At 68.6% G+C, this 18,824-nt stretch carries 22 protein-coding genes and 2 tRNA genes; 4 read left to right on the top strand and 20 right to left on the bottom strand.

The genetic code is table 11. The features are described 5' to 3' along the window. Window positions 1–4 precede the first annotated feature (4 nt). The 8 genes from VHR41_13255 to VHR41_13290 all read right to left on the bottom strand — a co-directional run bounded on the left by VHR41_13255 (window position 5) and on the right by VHR41_13290 (window position 5,478). Window positions 5–77, bottom strand: a tRNA-Gln gene (locus VHR41_13255). Window positions 78–93: 16 nt separating this feature from the next. Then, a tRNA-Ala gene (locus VHR41_13260) sits at window positions 94–166 on the bottom strand. Between the two features lie 198 nt (window positions 167–364). Beyond that, window positions 365–1,453, bottom strand: coding sequence for a hypothetical protein (locus tag VHR41_13265; GenBank protein HEX3235163.1), 1,089 nt, complete (start codon window positions 1,451–1,453; stop codon window positions 365–367). Between the two features lie 8 nt (window positions 1,454–1,461). Further along, the gene (locus VHR41_13270; GenBank protein ID HEX3235164.1) at window positions 1,462–2,076 is read right to left on the bottom strand and encodes a DUF2238 domain-containing protein; all 615 of its coding nucleotides are present in this window, start codon (window positions 2,074–2,076) and stop codon (window positions 1,462–1,464) included. A gap of 13 nt (window positions 2,077–2,089) precedes the next feature. Further along, window positions 2,090–3,004: a ribonuclease Z gene (gene rnz / locus VHR41_13275; protein ID HEX3235165.1), complete on the bottom strand. Its 915-nt coding sequence runs from the start codon at window positions 3,002–3,004 to the stop codon at window positions 2,090–2,092. Window positions 3,005–3,021: 17 nt separating this feature from the next. Beyond that, entirely contained in the window at window positions 3,022–3,933 is a 912-nt protein-coding gene (locus VHR41_13280) for an MlaD family protein (GenBank protein HEX3235166.1), read from the bottom strand. Between the two features lie 7 nt (window positions 3,934–3,940). Beyond that, window positions 3,941–4,693, bottom strand: a complete 753-nt coding sequence (locus VHR41_13285) for an ATP-binding cassette domain-containing protein (GenBank protein HEX3235167.1) — start codon at window positions 4,691–4,693, stop codon at window positions 3,941–3,943. Beyond that, the gene (locus VHR41_13290) at window positions 4,690–5,478 is read right to left on the bottom strand and encodes an ABC transporter permease (GenBank protein HEX3235168.1); all 789 of its coding nucleotides are present in this window, start codon (window positions 5,476–5,478) and stop codon (window positions 4,690–4,692) included. Before VHR41_13290 ends, VHR41_13285 begins: the two co-directional genes overlap by 4 nt. Window positions 5,479–5,572: 94 nt before the next feature. On the opposite strand from VHR41_13290, the gene VHR41_13295 reads away from it, so the two are divergent. Next, window positions 5,573–6,274 carry a hypothetical protein gene (locus tag VHR41_13295; protein HEX3235169.1) on the top strand — a complete coding sequence of 234 codons (702 nt, stop codon included), beginning with the start codon at window positions 5,573–5,575 and terminating at the stop codon, window positions 6,272–6,274. Window positions 6,275–6,278: 4 nt separating this feature from the next. Here VHR41_13295 and VHR41_13300 read toward each other — a convergent pair whose 3' ends face one another. Genes VHR41_13300 through VHR41_13325 form a run of 6 tightly spaced genes read right to left on the bottom strand, consistent with a single transcriptional unit; the run spans window position 6,279 to window position 10,729 of the window. Then, complete coding sequence (locus VHR41_13300) at window positions 6,279–6,737, bottom strand: hypothetical protein (protein HEX3235170.1); 459 nt, start codon at window positions 6,735–6,737, stop codon at window positions 6,279–6,281. Beyond that, window positions 6,734–7,159 (bottom strand): DUF2203 domain-containing protein, encoded by a 426-nt coding sequence (locus VHR41_13305; GenBank protein HEX3235171.1) that lies wholly within the window; start codon window positions 7,157–7,159, stop codon window positions 6,734–6,736. The genes VHR41_13300 and VHR41_13305 overlap by 4 nt, the downstream gene beginning before the upstream one ends. A 16-nt stretch (window positions 7,160–7,175) precedes the next feature. Next, entirely contained in the window at window positions 7,176–7,583 is a 408-nt protein-coding gene (locus tag VHR41_13310; GenBank protein ID HEX3235172.1) for a CBS domain-containing protein, read from the bottom strand. A 31-nt stretch (window positions 7,584–7,614) separates the two neighbouring features. Continuing rightward, a complete protein-coding gene (locus tag VHR41_13315; protein ID HEX3235173.1) occupies window positions 7,615–8,451 on the bottom strand; it encodes a patatin-like phospholipase family protein in 837 nt (278 codons plus the stop codon). Next, window positions 8,448–8,912: an acyl-CoA thioesterase gene (locus tag VHR41_13320; protein HEX3235174.1), complete on the bottom strand. Its 465-nt coding sequence runs from the start codon at window positions 8,910–8,912 to the stop codon at window positions 8,448–8,450. Before VHR41_13320 ends, VHR41_13315 begins: the two co-directional genes overlap by 4 nt. Before the next feature lie 8 nt (window positions 8,913–8,920). Continuing rightward, complete coding sequence (locus VHR41_13325; protein ID HEX3235175.1) at window positions 8,921–10,729, bottom strand: NAD+ synthase; 1,809 nt, start codon at window positions 10,727–10,729, stop codon at window positions 8,921–8,923. 129 nt (window positions 10,730–10,858) lie between these two features. On the opposite strand from VHR41_13325, the gene crcB reads away from it, so the two are divergent. From crcB to VHR41_13340, 3 genes are read left to right on the top strand one after another with little or no spacing between them, the layout of a single operon-like run. Further along, window positions 10,859–11,248 carry a fluoride efflux transporter CrcB gene (crcB, locus tag VHR41_13330; protein HEX3235176.1) on the top strand — a complete coding sequence of 130 codons (390 nt, stop codon included), beginning with the start codon at window positions 10,859–10,861 and terminating at the stop codon, window positions 11,246–11,248. Window positions 11,249–11,264: 16 nt separating this feature from the next. Next, on the top strand, window positions 11,265–11,624 hold the full coding sequence (locus VHR41_13335; protein ID HEX3235177.1) for a DUF190 domain-containing protein: 360 nt from the start codon (window positions 11,265–11,267) through the stop codon (window positions 11,622–11,624). Further along, complete coding sequence (locus tag VHR41_13340) at window positions 11,621–12,094, top strand: hypothetical protein (GenBank protein HEX3235178.1); 474 nt, start codon at window positions 11,621–11,623, stop codon at window positions 12,092–12,094. The genes VHR41_13335 and VHR41_13340 overlap by 4 nt, the downstream gene beginning before the upstream one ends. Before the next feature lie 63 nt (window positions 12,095–12,157). Here VHR41_13340 and VHR41_13345 read toward each other — a convergent pair whose 3' ends face one another. From VHR41_13345 to VHR41_13370, 6 genes are all read right to left on the bottom strand, one after another. Further along, a complete protein-coding gene (locus VHR41_13345; protein HEX3235179.1) occupies window positions 12,158–13,816 on the bottom strand; it encodes a DUF4384 domain-containing protein in 1,659 nt (552 codons plus the stop codon). Window positions 13,817–14,013: 197 nt separating this feature from the next. After that, window positions 14,014–14,421, bottom strand: a complete 408-nt coding sequence (locus tag VHR41_13350; protein HEX3235180.1) for a nuclear transport factor 2 family protein — start codon at window positions 14,419–14,421, stop codon at window positions 14,014–14,016. 151 nt (window positions 14,422–14,572) lie between these two features. After that, complete coding sequence (locus VHR41_13355) at window positions 14,573–16,033, bottom strand: hypothetical protein (GenBank protein HEX3235181.1); 1,461 nt, start codon at window positions 16,031–16,033, stop codon at window positions 14,573–14,575. Then, the gene (locus VHR41_13360) at window positions 16,033–16,728 is read right to left on the bottom strand and encodes an ABC transporter ATP-binding protein (protein ID HEX3235182.1); all 696 of its coding nucleotides are present in this window, start codon (window positions 16,726–16,728) and stop codon (window positions 16,033–16,035) included. Before VHR41_13360 ends, VHR41_13355 begins: the two co-directional genes overlap by 1 nt. Continuing rightward, on the bottom strand, window positions 16,725–17,918 hold the full coding sequence (locus tag VHR41_13365; protein ID HEX3235183.1) for an ABC transporter permease: 1,194 nt from the start codon (window positions 17,916–17,918) through the stop codon (window positions 16,725–16,727). Before VHR41_13365 ends, VHR41_13360 begins: the two co-directional genes overlap by 4 nt. Next, window positions 17,915–18,763 carry an ABC transporter permease gene (locus VHR41_13370; protein ID HEX3235184.1) on the bottom strand — a complete coding sequence of 283 codons (849 nt, stop codon included), beginning with the start codon at window positions 18,761–18,763 and terminating at the stop codon, window positions 17,915–17,917. Before VHR41_13370 ends, VHR41_13365 begins: the two co-directional genes overlap by 4 nt. Window positions 18,764–18,824 lie beyond the last annotated feature (61 nt).

The following is an 18,824-nucleotide window of genomic DNA, read 5'->3' on the forward strand; positions in this document are numbered from 1 at the left end:
TTCATTGCCCCTCCTGGGCTCGAACCAGGACTCTCCTGATCCAGAGTCAGGCGTGTTGCCAGTTACACCAAGGGGCAGTGCATTCGATTGTCATGGAGCTGAGGGGGATCGAACCCCTGACCTCTGCAGTGCGATTGCAGCGCTCTCCCAGCTGAGCTACAGCCCCGGGGGACCCTCCCAACGGCCCGTAATACTAGCCGCCGCCGCCCGTCAGGTCAACGGAATCCCGCCCTGGCCTAGAGCCCCCGTCCAGCCTCCAACCCCTGACCGGAAGCCAATTTGCCAGGGGCCCCATAGATTCCAGCCTTCGGACAGCCTGGGGCTCCGCGCCTCCGCACGACCCATCGCCCGACCCGCTCACCCCCTACTGATACTGGATGTACAGCGGCGCCGGATACAGCTCCAGCACCCGCTTCGGCGTCATCATCGGGCGGTCGTTCCGGTAGAACAGCTTGAACCCGGCGTACTGCACCGGAAACGGCGAGATGTATCGCCGATAGGCGTACTCCTTGTGCCAGGGTGCCCCGAACCCGTCCATGTCGATCACCACCTGCACCCTGGGGTCGAGTCGGATCCGGTCGGTGCCGGTGAGCATTCCCCGGGTGAAGCGGTGCACCACCAGCACTTTCGGCGGCAGCTTCTCCTTGCTCACCAGATCGGACAGCCTCCGGATCGCGACGTTCACGTCCGTCGCGTCGAGCGTACCGATCCGCCGGCCGGGCACCCCGCCACGGGTCATCGCGAACTCGGGATCTAGAGCCAGGTGCACGTACGGCCGCTGAAGGTAGGGGATCAGCGGCTCCAATTCGGCGGCCACTGTGCTGTGCCCGATCTGGATGTCCACGAAAAGCAGCCATCCGCGCTGCTCCGCCCACCCAGCCACCCGCTCGATCAGGCTGTCCGACATCCGGAGCCGGTGCTTCCCACCCGCCCCGGGCTTCCCCTGCGCCACCGTGGCGATCAGATGCAGCGCCGGTAGCACCTGACGGCTGGTGTCCGCCTCGGCCCACTCCTTCGCCGTACGCTCCAGCTTCGCGAGCATCTCCTGGCTAGGCAACCCGCCGAGCACGCCCATGCGCTTGGACAGCGGGTTCCCGTAGTAGGCGACGACCCGGAAGCGCGGGAGGATCGCCCCCGCGAGTGGGACCGGCCCCCTCACCGGCCACTTGGCCGAGTCGGCCGGGCTCAGGACGAAGTGGCTGCGCGCGACCAGCGGGACGGCACCGCTCCCGGTAGAGTCGGCCGCCGAGCTGTCCCCACGCGCTCTCGGGGCCGGATCCGGCGAGGCAGCGATCGGCCGGGGAACCCAGGTCCTGGCCACCGGGGCGGTGGCTTGTCTCGCGGCCGCGCCCGCGGGCGGTGGCGGCGCAGCCGCGCTGCGATCCCGGCAGCCGGCACCGCCGAGGAGCCCGGCGAGCAGCAGCCACCGGATGATCGAGCGGGTGCCATGCATGGGAGGAGTCAGCCGGCTCGCGCGAGCTGCCGGTCCTGCACCCGGGAGAGCAGCAGCAGCGAGACGATCGCCCCGATCAGCGCGAGCATCATGTCCCATTGCGTGTCCCACGGATCCCCCTGCGTGCCCAGGAAATCGGTCGCGGCGCTCCCTTCGGCCAGCGCCGTCCAGAACTCCACCAGCTCGTAGAAGGCGCTGAACGCGAGACAGAAGCAGATCACCATGAACGGCAGCCAACGGCTTCGCCCGAGCGGTGAGCGGCGGATGAAGATCTCCCGCGCCAGCATCGCCGGGATAAACCCTTGGGCCAGGTGACCGATCCGGTCGTAGTGGTTCCTGGTGAACCCGAACCACGACTCCATCCAGAACCCCAGCGGCACCTGGGCATAGGTGTAGTGCCCGCCCAGCATGAGGATGAGACAGTGGATCCAGATGAGGGTGTAGACCAGCGGCGTGAGACGGAGCCGCGGATAGAGCAGGATGAGCGCCGGCACGCCGAGAAAGATCGGCGCAACCTCGAGCCACCAGGTGAACCGGTCGTGGGGGTGGATGCCCGACCACACCAGCAGCGCCAGCATGCTCCCGAGCAGCACCAGCTCGTACGCCGACGGCCTCCGCTGCATGCGACTCCTCTCGTCACTCGGAGAACGGCACCTCCACGGTGAGGCCGTCCCGCGCGATCGTGGTCTCGGGAAAGACCGCCCTCGCCTCCGCCAGCAGCTCGGTGGCGTCGCGGTTGTAGCGTGGGCTGATATGGGTGAGCACCAGCCGCCGGACGCCGGCGTCATGCGCCACGCGCGCTGCTTCCGCCGCGGTGGAGTGGCCGGTCTCCTTGGCCCGCTCGGCTTCGTCTCCCCCAAAGGTGGCCTCGTGCACCAGCAGATCTGCGCCCCGAGAGGCCTCGATCACCCTGAGGGTGGGCCGGGTATCGCCCGAGTACACCATCGTGCGGCCTGGGCGAGGCGCGCCCACCAGGTCGGCGGCCGTGACGATGCGGCCGTCCTCCAGCAGCACGCTCTCCCCCCGGTGCAGCCGGCCCCACAACGGCCCCTCCGGAATGCCCAGCTCCTTGGCCCGATCCGGGTTGAAGCGGCCCAGCCGGATGTGCTCCACCAACGCGTAGCCCACCGTATCGGCCCGGTGCTCGGTCTCGAAGGCTACGATGTCGTATTCCGGGCGGGTGAGCCGGGTACCCGGGCCGATCTCCACGATCTCGACCGGGAACTTGTTCCGCTCGATCCCCAGCGTCGCCGCCGCGCCGAGCACGCGCTCGGCTCCCCGAGGGCCATAGAGCACCACCGGCGCGGTGCGGTCCTGCAGCCCCATGGTCCGCAACAGGCCGGTGATCCCCAGCATGTGATCGGCGTGATAGTGGGTGAAGAACACTTCCGTGAAGGAGAAGCCCACGCCGTAGCGCATCATCTGCCGCTGGCTGCCCTCGCCGCAGTCGAAGAGGATCGTCTCCCCCTCACGCTGCACCGCCAGCCCGGCCACGTTGCGGTCGACCGTCGGGCACGAGGCACCCGTTCCCAGGAAGGTCACCGAGAGCATGGGAGGAGCCTACCCGGCTAGAACAGCTTCACCGTCACCGGCACCTTGCCGGGATGCTTCTCCAGCTCGTTGAGCACCCGCTTGAGCGACTGCGAGACGTCCCGCATGTCGTAATAGAACCCGCTGTCGGTGGCGAATCTGCCGATGGTCCCCCGGCCGCTGTTCACTCCGGCCAGCACACTGTCGAGTCGCGCACTGGTCGTGGTGAGCTGGGCGGTCATGGCGGCCAGGTTGCTGGTGAGCGTGTCGGCCCGCCCGAGCGCGCGCACCAGCGAAGGATTGCCCAGGGTGCTGTCCAGCCGGGCGCTGAGCTGGCGGAAGGCAGCCATCGTCTTGGTCAGCTCCGCGGCCGGTCCCACGCGCGTGTCGCTCAACATCGCCATCGTCTTCTGCGTGGCCTTGAGCGTGGCCTGGAGCGCGTTCAGCGTCTCGTACAGCTCGTCGGCCGTCTTCTGATTCACGATGGTCTGGGCGCCCAGGAGGACGCTGTCAGCCCGGTCGCTCAGCGCGGTGGCCTTGTCGGTGAATCCCGCCTTCTGCGAGCCGATGACCACCCGATCGTGGGGGAGCGGCTCAGCCGCGTCGCCCGGATCGAACTCGATGGCCGCGTCGCCCACGAAGCCCACGGCGACGACGGTGGCGGCCGCGTCCACCCGCGGCGTGATCTTGTCGGGCAGGCTCACCGACACCAGCACCTTGCCCACGTCGACCAGCGCGATCTTCTCCACCTTCCCGACCGGCACGCCGGAGATCCGCACCACCGAGCTGGCCTTGAGATTGGACGCGTCTTTGAACTGGATCTTGTAGAACTTGTCGCTGCCCCCACCCAGCGAGCGGCCGCTCAGCCAGGTGGTGCCCGTGAAGAAGAGCACGAAGGCGAGGATGACCAGGGTACCGACGGTCGCTTCTTGCTTGTAGGCCAGGTCCATGGTCGTCTCAGGCGGCGATGATGGCGTTGTGGAAGTCGCGCTCCAGGAACTCCTGCACCCTCGGATCCTTCGAGGCCAGAAACTCCTTGGGCGTTCCCTGCTGGACGATCTTGCCGCCGGTGAGCAGCGCCAGGCGATTGGCCGTGCGGAACGCCCCCCGAACGTCGTGCGTCACCATCACGCCGGTGACCCCCAGCGTCTCGGCCAGGCCCTTGACCAGCTCGTCGATCACGTCGGCGTTCACCGGGTCCAGACCCGAAGTGGGCTCGTCGTAGAGCAGGTACTTGGGGCTGCCCGCGATGGCCCGGGCGATTCCCACCCGCTTCCGCATCCCGCCGGAGAGCTCCGCGGGGAACTTCTCGATCGCCTCCGGAGGGAGGTTCACCAGTCTGATGCACTCCGCCACCCGGTTCCGGCAATACTCGAGGTCGCGGTACTTCCTGTCGTCCGTGATGCCCAGGCGCACGTTCTCGAACACATCCATCGAGTCGAACAGGGCACCGTTCTGGAACACGTATCCGATGTGGGAGCGCAGCTCGGCCAGCTCCTGCCGCTTGAGACGGACGACGTCCTTGTCGTCCACGATGATGGTGCCCGAATCGGGGTGGATGAGGCCGATGATGTGCTTGAGCAGCACGCTCTTCCCGGTGCCCGAGGGACCCAGGAGCGCCACCGTCTCGCCTTCCTGCACGTTGAAGTTCACTCCGTCGAGCACGATCTGCTTGCCGAAGCGCTTGTGGACGTCCTTGAGTTCGATCATTGATTGAGCAGCAGCTTGGTGAGCACGACGTCGAGGAGCAGAATCATGACCGAGCTGCTCACGACGGCGCCGGTGGTGGACCGCCCCACCCCCTCGGCTCCCTGTTGGGTGTTGAAGCCCATGTAGCACGAGATGACGGTGATGCAGGCGGCGAAGAAGAATGCCTTGACCACGGAGTAGGTCGCGTCGAACGATCGCCAGAAGGTGCGCGCGCCGTAGGCGAAGTCCGAATCGGTGATGGGGAGCACCAGCTTCATGCTGAACCATCCGGCGCCGATGCCCATCACGTCGGCAAACACGGTCAGCACCGGAATCATGATCAATCCGGCGATGACCCGCGGAATGATCAGGTGCGAGGACGGTGACCGGCCCAGGCTCTCCAGTGCGTCGATCTGCTCGGTCACCCGCATGGTTCCGAGCTCGGCGGCATACCGGGCGCCGATCCGGCCGGCCAGGATGAGTCCCGTCAGGACTGGCCCCAGCTCCAGCACGATCGATTCGACGATCACGCCCGCCAGGTAGTAGACCGGGATCGTGCCGGTGAACTGGTAGCGCGCCTGGAGTGCGGTCACTCCGCCGGCGAATCCGGAGATGAGGAGCACGATGAACAGGCTCCCGACCCCGATGTTCCAGGCCTCGGTGAACATGCGGGGAACCCAGATGCGCACTTCATTCAGGCTCCGCACCAGGTCCGCCACCATCATCGCAACCCGCCCGACGTGGGAGGTCGCGTCCAGAAACCAGCGGCCGACATAACGAGGGAGAGCGAGAACTTCGGTGGCCATGATCGCAGTAGGCCTCTCGGCTGACGGCGACCCGCGCGCAGCAAGAGCTGAGACGGATGGCCCGGTTAGGAGTCGACCTCTATCTTCACCACCAATGGCTCCCAAGTCCACCCCTCAGCGCGGGCCGGCAACCCTCCGCGACATCGCCGACTTCCGCCGCCGGCTGCTGCGCTGGTTCCGCCGGCACGGCCGCGACCTGCCCTGGCGCCGCACCCGGGACCCCTACCGCGTGATCGTCTCCGAGTTCATGCTGCAGCAGACCCAGGTGGCCCGGGTGGAGGCGTACTATCATCGCTTCCTGGAGCGGTATCCCTCGATCGATGCCCTCGCCGCCGCCCCGGCCGCCAGGGTGCGGGAGAGCTGGGAAGGCCTGGGGTACTACCGCCGGGCGCACAATCTCCACCGCCTGGCGCGGGAGGTCGTGGGAAAGCACGCGGGGATCATCCCCTCGGATCCCGCACTGCTGCTCGGGCTCCCCGGCGTGGGCCGCTACACGGCGGGCGCGGTGGCGAGCTTCGCCTACCAGGTCGTCACGCCTGCGGTGGATACCAACGTGGCTCGGGTGATCCGGCGGGCCTTCCACCCGCGGCTCCGAAGCTCGGGCGCCGAGCGGCGGCTGTGGGAGACCGGCGCCATGCTGCTGCCTTCCAGCGGAGCCAGCGCCTGGACCTTCAACCAGGGCATCATGGAGCTGGGCGCCCTGATCTGTACCGCGCGGGTAGCGCACTGCTCCCGCTGTCCGGTGCGGACGGCATGCAAGACTGGACGGGCGGCGGATCGCGGGCGGGAGAGTTGATGCCCTACCGCACCCACGCCCCCGCCACCAGCGCCGCGAGCGCGAGCGTTCCGCTGATCGAGGTCACCAGCTTCTGCCGCTGGCGCAGCTCGTCGAAGTAGGCGGCGCCCGGACCCGAGGGGTCCAGCCGGCCGATACGCGCGGCGGTGGGAAGGGCGATGAGCAGCGTGAGCAGGGCGCCGAGCACCCCGGCGCCCTGCATGACGACCAGCGGCAGGCTGAAGCCGGTCAGCTCCCCGGTCCGAGCCGTCACCGAGAACGTGAGGATCAGCCCCGACAGCACTGTGAGCAAGGCGCCCGGTGCGACGACCAATCGCTGGATGGCGGCCTGGCCGCGAGCGACGATGCCGAGCCCGGCACGATCCGCGCTCTTCCCCGCGACCCCGACCACCATGCCGGCGAAGCCCCCGCCCAGCCAGAGAGTGAAGCCGAGCAGGTGGAGCAGGAGCCAGAAGCGGATCACGAGGAGATCGCCGAGAGGATCGCGCCGTCGATCGGCTGCCGGCCGGCGAACCCGGTGTCGGTCTCGTGCCAGTGGGTGATGCGATCCTCGCCCAGCTTCCAGCAGAGGAAGATCGGCCGATCCTCCCTGAGCGAGTAGAAGTCCACCAGTCCGACCTCGAAGCCCTTGACCACGCAGCCGATCGTCTCGAGCTCCTGGAGGTAGCGGTTGATCCGTTCGGCGTGCGCGGCCACCTCGTCGCGGGCCCGGATCAGCTCTGCGCTCTCGCCCCAGTCCGCCCGGGCCCCTCCGGTGAGCACCTCGAACCGTCCCACCGCCGCCCGCCACGCGGGGTATTCCACCGCCAGGTCCTGCACGATCCGTCGGACCAGCGGCAGGGTGCGCTCGGCCTCGTCCAGCGTGAAGAGCTTGAACTCCGCCATCTCGCTCCTTTCGCTCCTATCCCGAGACGATCTCCACGCCGGGGATCTGCTCGGGATGGCTGATGAATCCGACAACGCGCCGGGCGGCGTCCACCACCGTGATGGTCGGCCGCAGATGGGAATCGCTGGCATCCAGGTCCATGCGGATCCGGCACCCGGTGAGCTCCTGGTCCGGGCCGACCACCGGCGACCCGGTGCGCATCAGCTCGTCTGCCCGGGTGTGCCACGGATGCTTGCCCTCGGCGAGACACCGGGTGACCAGGTCGCGATCGCTCAGGGTGCCGAGGAACAGGCGCGTGCGATGATCATCCACCACCGGGACGACCGAGATGTTGCGGGTCTTGAGCATGATCGCCACCTCGCTCGCCATGGCGCCGGCCACCGCCACGTGAGGATCGGCCACCATCACCTCTGAAGCTTTCATGTGGCTCAATTTGCCCGGAACGAGATGCCGGTCAAGGGTTCGCTCGCCATCCAGCGAGCGCGGCACACGCGGCCTCGTGCCCGTCGGCCGCGTACTGCCGCATCCGGTCCACCCTGAAGGTGGCATTGCGCTCGACCCGGGGACGCACGTAGAGCAGCGGAGGCTTCGCGCCGTCCGCCCGCCATCCGGCAAGCTGGGCCGCGGTGTGCGCTGCCATCAGTGTGCCCACCGCCTCGTCGTGCGCGCGGACCACCGGCGGGCCCGGCGCGGCACCCGCTCCGGGTGCGGCATCGAAGCCGGGGCCGACGTCCACCGCCACTACCGGCTCGCTGCCCACCCTGGCCGCCGCCTCCAGCGGAAGCACCCCGCGCAGCCCACCGTCGCCGCAACGCCTGCCGGCCAGCGCCACCGCCGGGAAGTAGAGCGGCAACGCGCAGCTGGCGCAGAGCACGTCGATCAATCCCGCATCCTCGCCTTCCGAGCCGAAGAGGAGCAGCTCTCCGGTATCCAGATCGACCACCGACACGGTGAGCGGCACGGCCAGGTCGGCGAAGCGCCGTGCCGGCACCAGCGACTCGATGGCGCGGCGGAGCGGCGCGGGCCGGAGCAGCGATCGGGCGAACAGCCCGGACACGGCCGCCAGCGGCTCGCGCACGATGCCCCGGCTGCCGACCTCGGTGAGCCGCTCCAGCAGCTCGTCCTCCCGCGCGCCACCGGCGAGTCCGGCCGCGATCACCGCGCCCATCGAAGTGGCCACGAATCGCCGGGCCGTGAATCCTCCCTCCAGCAACCCGCGATAGGCGCCGACGTGGGCGGCCGTTTTGGCGCCGCCCCCGCTCAACACCACCGTGACCTCGCTGGAGCTCACGTCTCCCGCTTGCTCATCCGGTGGGTCTCGGCCCGGGCGTAGCGCGCCCGTTCCTCCGCGGTCTCGGGCACCAGGCGGGGCACCCGCTTGGGGAGGCCATGCTCGTCGATCGCGACGAATACGACGTGCGCCGTGTGGGTGTGGCGCCGCTCTCCCGTGCTCACCCGCTCGGCGTACACGTCGACCGAGATGTCCATGGAGGAGTTCCCCACGTAATCCACCGTGGCCTCCACGGTGACCAGCGCGCCCACCGGAATCCGCTCGCGGAAGTCCACCCGGTCGATCGCCGCCGTCACCGCCGGCCCGCCCGCATGCCGGATCGCGGCCACCGCGGCCGCCTGGTCGACCAGCGCCATGAGCTCGCCGCCGAACAGATCGCCCCGAACGTTCTGCATGTGGGGCATGACGAACGTGGTGATGGTGCCGACCGAATGGGACATCGGGCGGGAGTCGGGGAGCATGGATGCTCTCAGTAATCGACCGGGCGGAGATAGTACTCCCCGATCGCCGTCGCGCTCAGCATTGCGACGGTGGGGAGCCGGCGCTTCCAATGGGTGGAGTCGAGGCGCTTGCGGACGATCGCGATCTCGGCCTCGGTGAAGCCCAGCGCCGCGACCTCGGGATCGCGATAGCCCAGGAGGATCCAGTGGAGAATGGCGTCCGCCTTGGGATAGCTGATCCCGAAGTCGCCCTCGTCGGTCTGGCCGGTGATGAGGTCGGCGCTGGCGGGTTTGGAGACGATCACCTCAGGGACCCCGAGGTGTCGGGCCAGCGTCCACACCTGGCTCTTGAACAGATCGCCCAGCGGATTGACCGGCGGCGAGTCGTCGGCGTGCCAGGTGAAATACCCCAGGAGACGTTCGGTCTTGTTGCCGGTCCCGAGGGGCAGGGCGCGGTGGGCCGCGGAGAGATCGAACAGCGTGATCATGCGGGTCCGCGCCATGATGTTCCCCAGGCGGCCGGGGTCGGGGGCGCCGCCGATCGCCGCGGCGAGCCCGTCCACGGCGCCGCTGATGTCGACCGTCACCCCGCCGATGCCCAACCGTTCGATGACGAGCTGCGCATGGCTCAGGCTCTCCACGCTCGACGTGCGGTACGGCATCCGCACGCCCAGCACGTTCTCCGGTCCCACCGCCTCCGCCGCGAGGTACGCCACCAGCGAGCTGTCGACGCCGCCGGAAAGACCGAGCACGACCTTGTGGAATCCCCGCCGCCGCTGGACCTCGTCCCGCACGAACTCGACCAGCCACCGGCGGGTGAGCTCCGGCTCGATCGCGAGCGGATCCGACCCGGGGATCGAAGGAGGAGCGGCCGGCGCCGACCTCGCCCGGCTGTGACGCGGACGCGAATCCTTGGCCGGTGGAACCGGGACAGCCGCGGAAGACGATGCGGGCGCGCCCTGGCGGGCGTGGTGCAGCGAGCCCAACAGGTGCGGCAGCCGCATCTCCAGATCCGCCAGCAGCGGCATGTCGGCCCGGGCGCGGGTGATCTCCTCGAAGTCGAGTACGGCCGGGAGCAGCGCTTCCTCGAAGACGGGTCCCTCGCTGACCAGCTCTCCCCGTGGGTTCGCTAGGACTGATCCGCCAGGGAAGGCCTTCCCTCCCTCGAATCCGACCAGTTGAGCCACCGCGACGTAGACTCCGTGCTCTCCCGCGATGTCCTGCGCCATGCGGTTCCACCGCGCGAGGCTACTCGGCCGGCCCCCCGCCGCGTCCGTGGCGACGATCCCCCGTGCCGGGCTCGCGCTCGGGATGATGATCAGCTGCGCCCCGCCCAGCGCGGCCAGCATCGGGGTGAACGAGTGCCAGGCGTCTTCGCAGATCAGAATGGCGGCCCGGCCCCAGCCGGTGTCGAAGGCCTGCACGCTGCGACCGGCCTCGACGAATCGCTCCTCGTCGAACACGCCGTAGGTCGGGAGGAAGACTTTCCGGTGGACGTGCCGGATGCCCGCATCGGGTCCACCCAGTGTGGCGTACAGACCGGAGTTGAAGAGCCGGTTCTGATGCAGCTCATAGAAGCCGAGGGCGACATCGAGCGGGGGCGCCTTGGAGTCCCGGTGCTGCAGGCTCAGGTCCTGGAACAGCTGATCGGCGGAGAGGGCGAGATCACGGACCCCGCCCTCGACGAAATATCCGGTGAGCGCGGTCTCCGGCGCCACGACGAGATCGGGCGGCTCGGCCCAGCCGCCGACTTCGCGGAACAGCGCACCGAGACGGCAGAGGTTCTCTTCGTAGGCGCCCTTCCGGGGCCTGAGCTGGGCGATCGCGAGGCGGAGCACGCAGGAAATGTATATCTCTCTGCATGGGTACACAGGGGACCGGGGCAGCGGCGGCCGGAAACTTTTCTCCGCTGAGCACCAGCTCCGCGCGGAGAAGCGGCTCGTGCCGATGGGGTATACTTTTGGTGCATGCTCTGGTACATCGCCGTGGGCAGTGCCATCGGAGGCATGAGCCGGTACCTGGTGGGCGGGCTGGTCCAGCGCCTGCTGGACACCACCTTTCCCGCCGGCACGTTGCTGATCAACGTGACCGGGTCATTCCTCCTCGGGGCCGTTCTCCGGTATGGGGTCGAGACTCCAACGCTCACCCCCGAGCTGCGGGCATTTCTCACCGTCGGCTTCTGCGGCGGCTACACCACCTTCTCCACCTTCAGCTACGAGGCCGTCGCCCTGCTCGAGGACGGCGAGTGGGGGCGTGCCGGCGTATACATCGGCCTCAGCCTCCTGCTCTCGATCGCTGCCACCGTCGTCGGGTTCGCGTTGGCGCGCCAGGCGATCGTCTGGAGGGAGCGACTCTGACCCGACGAGGCGCGTGATGCATGGACTGACCGGCGAACGCACCCTGATGCGGATCCACCTCGGGGAACGAGACAAGTTTCACGGGCGGCCGCTCTACGAAGCTATCGTGCATCTGCTGCGTGAGCGTCACTTCGCGGGCGCCACCGTGTTTCGCGGCATCATGGGCTTCGGGGCAAGCGCGGGGATTCACACCGAGAAGGTCCTGCGGCTCTCGCTGGATCTCCCCCTGGTGGTCGAGTGCGTCGATACGGAGGAGAAGATCCAGGCCATCCTGCCCGAGCTCGACCGGATGATCGGCGGCGGGCTCATCACCCTGGAGCGCGCTAACGTCATCATCTACCGGGGCGATCAGGATGAAGCTCAGATGAACCCATGACCGGGTCGGCGTTCCAGGCGTTCGCCGGAGTCACGAATGCTTGCCAGCTGCTTCCGACGGTGGTGACCGGGGGCCAGCCGACGGCTCCGAACCTCCAGGCGTTCGCGGAGGCGGGAGGCGGCATCCTGCTGGATCTGCGCGACCCGATGGAGCCCCGGCCGATCGACGAGCCGGCGCTCGCTGGCCACCTCGGCCTGGAGTATCGCAACGTCCCGGTCGCTCCCGGCACCATCGACGATTCGACGCTCGACCGGATCCTCGACGTGCTGCGCCAGGCCGGCGACCGGACCGTGTTCGTCCACTGCAACAGCGGCAGCCGGGTGGGGGGCGCCCTCATCCCGTTCCTCATGCTGGACCACGGCTTCGAGGAGGAGGATGCCGTCACCCAGGCGATGCGGATCGGGCTTCGGAGCTCGGAGCTGCTCGAATGGGGCCTGGACTACGTCCGCCGCCACCGGACTGTGGGGTAAGCTGGACAAGCGAAGGCCCTCCGAATCTCGGAGGGCCTTTCACGGCTGAGCCACCCAACCGCGTTAGCGCCGGCGATACCCTCCGCCGTGGCCTCCGCCGTCGGAGGAGCGCGCGGGCGGGCTTCCACCGCTGTTTCCGCCACCACGGTCTCCGCCACCGGACCGGGCGCCGCCGCCATTGTCACTGCCGCGACGCTCCCCACCCCCGCGGTCTCCGCTGTACGTGCCGCTCCCACGATCGCTGCTACCGCGGTCATCGCCGCGATCACCCCGGTCCGCCACAGCTTGATCCCGTCCACTGGAGCCCCGGTCACCCCGATCGACGTCGGACCGTTCGGCTCCTCGATCGCTCGGTTGCGGCCGGTAGACTCCGGTCTCTTCCTCGCGCCGCGCTGGCCGGGCTTCCGGCTCCGGATCGCGCTCTCGAATCGGTGCGCGCTCGATCTGGGGCTGTACCTCGCGACGGGGCTCGGCCTCCCGCTGTGGCTGCGCGTCGCGACTGGGCGGCCGGATCTCCACCGGCATGTCGGTGCGCCGGGAACGAGTGTCCGACCCGGTACTGCGCGGCTGTTCCGGCTCCTGTGCGCGACGCGCCTCAATGGGACGCTCGAGCCGCCGCCGCTCGACGTTTGGCTCCGGTCTCCGGCCTGTCTCCCGCAGCGGCGTGCCCGCGGGCTGATCCGCCACCGTCCGATCCGCCACCCGCCGCACCGGCGACGAGGTGATCGGCTCGCTGCGGACCCGGCTGGTCGGCGGCAGGTACACCGTGTTCACCGAGCGCAGGTCGTAGCGCCGGTCGCGATAGCCGGCGAAGACCCCGTCGGTCGGCCGGAAGCGATACGGCCCAGACGGCCGGTTGTACCCCGGGAACCGCTGGTAGTAATTGCCGTAGTAATTGCCGTAGTAATTGCCGTAGTAGTTCGCGTAGCCGTACGGATAGTCATAGAACGGCCGCAGCGGGTACCCGTATACCGGCCGGTAATAGAACGGATCGTAGAAGAACGGGTCGTAGAACGGGTCGTAGGCCACGGCGAACGGATCGTAGTAGCGCCGGTATGGCCGCCCGAAGAAGAGCCCGATCGACAAGCCGTAGCCCGATCCGTAGTACGGCCGACCGCAGTAGTCGAAGTAGCCGCAGCCGCCGTAGTACCCCGAGCCGTAGTACCCCGAGCCGTAATAGGAGCTGGAGTAGTTATCGGCGTAGACCACCCGCTCGATCACATCGTAGCTGAGGATATCGTAGTCGAAGCTTCCCGAAGCCATGCGGCGCACGATCTCGTTGAGATCGCTCTCCGGATCGCGCGGGAGCCGATTGGGAGCGAGGGTACGGTAGTCCCAGTGATCGCCCAGGACGACCTGATCGAAATGGAACGGATCGCGGGAAACCGCGGCATACACTGTCCCTTGCCCGTACCGGCTGTCGACGCTGAACGACTCACGGCCGGCTCGGCCCCGAACCTCGTATTTGCGTCCACCGCGGACGAAGTTGTCGTCCTTGGGATCGAGCGGGAACAGCACCCGCAGATAGCCGTCCGGGTCGACGTGGAGGACCACCAAATAGCCGTCTTCTCTCGCCCGCACCTGAACCTTGGCGCGGTCGCCGGGAAGGAACCGACGGTCATTATTGATCCAGAGTTGGACGGCGGGGTCATCGTTAGGCGGAGCCGCCCGATCGACAGGCGCACCGGCCAGGACGAGTGGAAGGAGCAGAGCGGATATCATGGCGCCCTCCCGATACTGCTGTTACAACGTGGAAGCTGCTACGGGACACGGGGTTGTGCTCCAACCGGCGAGCGCGTGACAGACCGCGAACCCCGTGCCACCGTTTACTGTGTTGCCAGTTAAACAGTTACCTCTCGAGCAGGGTTCCCGGGCGTCCTCATTGGGCGACGCCTCCAGGCTCCGATGTCATCTCCTGTCTACGACTTGCTCGTCTCCCGGCCACCGTTCCACCGGTGCCAGTACATCCGCATCTCGCCGATCTTTTCAGCCTCGGTCTCACAGAAAATGGCCCCCCTGGCGTCGACCCACTCGCCCGACCGGCGCCGCCGGAAGACGCACTTGAACTCGGTGGAGAACCAGGGGCCAGCCGCATAGATCTCGCCGGAGGTGAAGGTGATCTCCGACTGATTGTAGGGAACCTCGAGCCAGTAGCGACGGATCGCCTCCACTCCCCGAAGCGGCTCGGAGAACGGTGTCTCGATGAAGGTTGCGGAAGGCGCGTAGACCGACATCAGGAGATCGATGTCCGGCTTAGCCCACCCTCGACCAAAGGTGTCGATCAGGAGTCGACCGCGCTCCCTCGTGTCCGCCGCTTGCTCGGCCACGGGTACCTGGGGACCTTCCTCTGTCGACATACCCTGGAACATACACGCTGGGCGCGCGCTCCGCCTCGTCGTGCTGGGATTCCTGGTAGGCTCGCCCGGCTTGGCCCAGGCGACCTGTTCGCCTGGCGCGGCCGCGACCGTTGGCGGCGCCCTACCGCCGACGATAGGTCTCGAAGAAGCCGCTCCCGCTGTCGGCCACGGCCCGCCCCCCCACCTCTCCGTCCAATCGGAACCGGCCGCGCATCTGCAGGAAATATCGTCGGAACGAGCTCGCCGCCATGTCGCTCGCGAGGGCGTGATCGACGTCGACCCGGAGTCGAACGGTATCGGGGCCGCGTGTCGCCAGGAGATGAAAACGAGTCGGAGCGGTGCTTCCGGCGACCCCAGCGGCCGGCAGTGCTCCCCGGTAATCGATCCCCTCGAACCGCAACACCTGCTGCACGCCGAGGGAGTCGACCAGGCTCAGAAAAAACGGCGAGGTGACCGGCGCGTCCCCCGCGCCGGCCCGCTCCGGGCCGTACACGCCGCCATAGAGTAGGCTCAGGCTGGTCCCGCGAGCGGCGCCCCATTCCCAGGTCACGTCGCGCCACACCCCCCAGTTGTGGTCGTGATATGCCGGCGCGTCGCGCAGGTCGACACAATGCGCGCCCAGGCAGATCCTGCCGCTGGCGGATGCCGCCAGCGCCGGGACCACGTAGCCCGACACGAACGCCCGGTCGCGGAGCTCGACCGGCGGGAAGTAGCGATTGGGAAGTGGCTGGAGATGCAGATCCATCCGCAGGGCATCGACCTGGCCCCGGGCGCGCACGGCGAGCAGGTAGCTACCGTCCCGCTGGCGAACCGAGCTTCCGCCGATGGTCACGTCCGCGCCGGCAGTGTCGAAGCTGACGCCCGCGGCGTGCGCCTCGACCGTGAACCGCTCGGAACGTCCATCTCGGGCATGGTGGGTGACCAGCACACGGCCACCCCAGCGGCCGTCCGGTACCTCGCCCCCTACCAGGTACGTGAGATGCCACCACTCCTTCGGCGAGGTCAGCAGGTTGAAGTAGTGCCACTCGCCCCAGGCAGAATCGGGGTGAGGGGGAAGGTGAAAATGATCCAGCTCGTCGTAGAGCTGTTGCGGGGTCGGGTGGACGTAGGCGGAATCGGCGGGGGAGTCCTCCCAGCGGCCCTGCAGCACGTCGAGTCCCGCTCCGAGCGCGCGCGTCCGGCTGGGGATCTCGCCGCCGGCGCGGACCGGAAGCGGACGGCAGGGTGCTGCCATCGGGCAGAGGTAGAGCAGCTTCCCCTCGATGGCGGGGGCGACGGTGCGCACCAGTGCGGCGTGCCTCGGGCCGCCGAGGGCCTGGCGGGTGAGGAATCGGGCTCGGTCGATCCCGAAATACATGGCGCCGAGCCCCCCGGTGCGCATCGCCTCGATGTCGATCCCCTGGGGGAGCACGGTCACCTCGCCACCCCCGACCAGCGATACATCGCGCGCCTGCTCCAGCATGGCCTCGCCCACCGAGAGCAGCACGACCATGACCCCCACGCCGAGGCTGAAGCCGAGCAGCAGGAACAAGGTGCGGAGCTTCCGGACCCAGAGGTGGCGGAAGGCCAGCGTGAGGAGCATCAGTCGCAGATGCTCCCATCGATCATGTGAACCACTCGCCGAGCCTCGCCCGCCAGGCGGTCGTCGTGGGTCACGACCACCAGGGTTGTGCCATCCGCGTTCAGTCGGCGGAAGAGATCGAGAATGCCTTGTCCGGTGGCCGCGTCGAGCTCGCCGGTCGGCTCGTCCGCCAGCACCATGACGGGCCGGTTGGCCAGCGCCCGAGCGATGGCGACGCGTTGCATCTCGCCGCCGGAGAGCTGGGTCGCGCGGTGTCCGGCCCGCTGCGCCAGCCCAACGTAGGCGAGCAGCTCGAGCGCCCGCGCGCGCCGCTCCGGCCCCTGCACCCCCGCTTCGGCCATCGGCAGCTCCACGTTTTCCCGTGCCGTGAGGACCGGGAGCAGATGGAAGCGCTGGAAGATGAAGCCGAGCCGGGTGAGCCGGAGCCGGGTGAGCTGATGATCGGAGAGGCCTTCCAACCGGGTCCCCAGGAGCTCGACCGTGCCGGCGGACGGGGTGTCGATCCCGCCGATGAGCTGAAGCAGCGTGGATTTGCCGCTGCCGGACGGCCCCACGACGGCGACGTACTCGCCGGCATCGATCCTGAGCGACACGCCCCGGAGCGCATGCACCGTCTCGCCATTCATGGGATAGTCTTTGCGAAGCTCGCGGGCGAGGAGAATGGGGGCGGCACGACCCGCGTCCGGCGCGCTCACGTCGCCTCTTCCCGGAGCGTCCGCGCGATCGGCGTCCGCGCGGCGAGCCAGGCCGGATAGAGCCCCGCGAGCGACCCGGTCAGGAGGAGCACGATGGCCGCGGTGCGCAGGGTATCGAACCGGGGCACGAAGAAGGAGAATGCGGCGGGTAACCCAGGAAAGCTGGTGAGAATGGCGTCGAGCCGCCGGGCGGTGAGCAGGCCCAGCAGGATTCCCAGGGCGGCTCCGACCACCGTCAGGACCGTCCCCTCCGCGAGCACCTGACGCACCACCGTCCCGCGGCTCACGCCGATCGCGCGGAGGGTGGCAATCTCGCCCAGCCGCTCGTGCACGGTGATGGTCATGAGGGTGGCGATGAGCAGCACGGTCACGATCACGCTCATCGAGCCCAGGATGTAGGAAAGCTGCCGGAAATACACCAGCCGCCGCTTGAACTGTACGACCAGGTCGGCCACGCTGTTGACCTCGAGGCGTGGAAAGCGTTCCCGAAGTCGTGCGGCGACTCGGGGCACCGCGGCGTCGTCCCGCACCTTCACCACCAGCAGTGACGCCCGGTCTTCCGACTCCTCGCGGGCGAGACGCTGCATCAGGGGGAGCACGGTGCCCACCGATGGCTGTCCTCGGTAATCGTAGAGCCAGCGTACCACGCCGCGGACCACCAGCCGGCGGCCCACCGATGCCGTGACCACCTGGGGATCGAGTCGGCCGACCAGCGTGACGGTGTCGCCCACCCCCGCCCCGAGGCGCTCGGCGGCGGCCGGGCTCAGCAGAATTCCGCTGGTGTCTCCTGGAGTGAGATCCCGGCCGGCGCTCAGGCGGTAGAGTCCCTGAGCCGCCGGGTCGATGCCGTAGCCGAACAGAGTGACGAGCGAATCAGGGAGCCGGCCGTAGATCGAGGTCCCCAGCACCGGACCGGCCGATGCGATCGCCGGGTCCGAGCGGAGCGCGGCGACGATCTCGGTGGCGTGAGACAGCGTCGCCTCGGTGTCGAAGGGGAGGGTGCCCTTGGGGGTGAGCCGGATCTGATAGCCGCGGCCAAGCAGGAGATCGGTAAAGGACTTGTCGATGCCGCCGCTCAACATGACCATGTCGAGCAGCATGGCGGCAGCCACCGCGATCCCGGCCAGCGAGAGCCCGCTCCGGAGCGGCTGCCGCGTGAGGCTGCGGAGCCCCCACATGAGGCTCCTCATCCGCGTCCCCAGAGGACCATCGGCCGGGTGCGGACCAGCCGCCAGGCGGCCACCGCGCCGGCCGCCAGTCCGAGCCCGAGAGACAGTGCCACGCTGAAGACCACGATGGTGGGGGTGATGAGGGAGAAGGTCAGCGCGGTGTCGAAGAACCTGCGGTAGTACGCATTGGTGGCCAGACCCGCGCCCAGGGCGAGCAGCGTACCCAGCCCCGACCCCAGGACCGCTACCAGCGCGGCCTCCAGCACCAGCGCGCCGAAGATGGTCCGCCGCCGCACGCCGACGAACCGCATGACCGCGGCGTCCATCCGCCGCTCCTCCACCTTGAGCAGCATGATGCAGAGGAGGAAAACCGCGCTGGCCACGATGGTGATGACGGCGATGGCGCGATGGAAGCGACTCACCACCAGAAAGGTCTGGGAGGACTCGGAGGCGATCGCGTCCGACCGATAGACCTGGTAGCCGAAGGCGTTCCGCTGCAGCTGGGCCACCGCGGTGTCGGCGGATACACCGGGCACGAGACCCAGGCCGAAGCGGTCTACCTGGTCGGGAGCGCCGAGCAGGGCCGCGAGCTCGGGCAGGTGCAGGCGGACGTGCCGGTCGCGCTTGGTCACGTCGGCCGGGTCGGGTCGCGGCTCGTAGATGGCGGTGACCAGCGCCAATCCGCCCATCGAGTCCGGCGCGGTGCCCAGGCGAACCGTGTCCCCGACGGCGAGACCGAGCTCCTGAGCAAGGCGGCGCTGCAGCGCGATGCCGGAGGAGATCTGAGCGCGCAGACTGCCCGATCCCAGGAGGAGAACCATTCCGGCGAGACACCCCGCCTGCCGCAACCGAATCCCGAATTTCATGCCGGCAAGATACCACGCCCCGGAGACGCACCTCCCCCGTCAGGATCGCCCGAGGGCCGGC

The organism is Gemmatimonadales bacterium (assembly GCA_036265815.1).
GTDB lineage: Bacteria > Gemmatimonadota > Gemmatimonadetes > Gemmatimonadales > GWC2-71-9 > CAVVWJ01.

Bases quoted from the DNA above. Each gene is read 5' to 3' on its own strand.
- VHR41_13290 (HEX3235168.1), bottom strand. From the start codon at position 5,478: ATGGCCACCGAAGTTCTCGCTCTCCCTCGTTATGTCGGCCGCTGGTTT.
- VHR41_13265 (HEX3235163.1), bottom strand. From the start codon at position 1,453: ATGCATGGCACCCGCTCGATCATCCGGTGGCTGCTGCTCGCCGGGCTC.
- VHR41_13280 (HEX3235166.1), bottom strand. From the start codon at position 3,933: ATGGACCTGGCCTACAAGCAAGAAGCGACCGTCGGTACCCTGGTCATC.
- rnz (HEX3235165.1), bottom strand. From the start codon at position 3,004: ATGCTCTCGGTGACCTTCCTGGGAACGGGTGCCTCGTGCCCGACGGTC.
- VHR41_13355 (HEX3235181.1), bottom strand. From the start codon at position 16,033: ATGCTCCTCACGCTGGCCTTCCGCCACCTCTGGGTCCGGAAGCTCCGC.
- VHR41_13305 (HEX3235171.1), bottom strand. From the start codon at position 7,159: ATGGCGGAGTTCAAGCTCTTCACGCTGGACGAGGCCGAGCGCACCCTG.
- VHR41_13295 (HEX3235169.1), top strand. From the start codon at position 5,573: ATGGCTCCCAAGTCCACCCCTCAGCGCGGGCCGGCAACCCTCCGCGAC.
- VHR41_13285 (HEX3235167.1), bottom strand. From the start codon at position 4,693: ATGATCGAACTCAAGGACGTCCACAAGCGCTTCGGCAAGCAGATCGTG.
- VHR41_13365 (HEX3235183.1), bottom strand. From the start codon at position 17,918: ATGAGGAGCCTCATGTGGGGGCTCCGCAGCCTCACGCGGCAGCCGCTC.
- VHR41_13345 (HEX3235179.1), bottom strand. From the start codon at position 13,816: ATGATATCCGCTCTGCTCCTTCCACTCGTCCTGGCCGGTGCGCCTGTC.
- crcB (HEX3235176.1), top strand. From the start codon at position 10,859: ATGCTCTGGTACATCGCCGTGGGCAGTGCCATCGGAGGCATGAGCCGG.
- VHR41_13370 (HEX3235184.1), bottom strand. From the start codon at position 18,763: ATGAAATTCGGGATTCGGTTGCGGCAGGCGGGGTGTCTCGCCGGAATG.
- VHR41_13340 (HEX3235178.1), top strand. From the start codon at position 11,621: ATGACCGGGTCGGCGTTCCAGGCGTTCGCCGGAGTCACGAATGCTTGC.
- VHR41_13335 (HEX3235177.1), top strand. From the start codon at position 11,265: ATGCATGGACTGACCGGCGAACGCACCCTGATGCGGATCCACCTCGGG.
- VHR41_13270 (HEX3235164.1), bottom strand. From the start codon at position 2,076: ATGCAGCGGAGGCCGTCGGCGTACGAGCTGGTGCTGCTCGGGAGCATG.
- VHR41_13320 (HEX3235174.1), bottom strand. From the start codon at position 8,912: ATGCTCCCCGACTCCCGCCCGATGTCCCATTCGGTCGGCACCATCACC.
- VHR41_13310 (HEX3235172.1), bottom strand. From the start codon at position 7,583: ATGAAAGCTTCAGAGGTGATGGTGGCCGATCCTCACGTGGCGGTGGCC.